Source organism: Paraburkholderia sp. J67, from assembly GCF_905220265.1.
In the GTDB taxonomy this organism is placed as follows: Bacteria; Pseudomonadota; Gammaproteobacteria; order Burkholderiales; family Burkholderiaceae; genus Paraburkholderia.
Genome location: NZ_CAJMZK010000145.1, coordinates 1 through 232, shown reverse-complemented (window position 1 = coordinate 232; position 232 = coordinate 1). Strand labels below are relative to the sequence as shown.

Genomic DNA, 232 nt, shown 5'->3' with positions numbered 1-232 from the left:
GTCCACCTGCATCGACAGGCCGATGCGCAGCGGGTGCTTTTCGAGGTCGGCCGGATCGAGCGCGATGCGCACCGGCAGGCGCTGCACCACCTTGATCCAGTTACCCGTCGCGTTCTGCGCCGGCAGCAGCGAGAAGGCCGAGCCCGTACCCGCCGAGAAGCCCACCACCTTGCCGTGATAGACCACCGACGAGCCGTACACGTCCGCCGTCATTTCCACCGGCTGGCCGATG

The 232-nt window shown here is 67.7% G+C and carries 1 protein-coding gene; it reads right to left on the bottom strand.

The window, feature by feature from the left end; translation table 11 throughout:
- The coding region (locus U5782_RS41535) for an HlyD family secretion protein (protein WP_322049657.1) at positions 1–232 on the bottom strand (232 nt) is incomplete at both ends.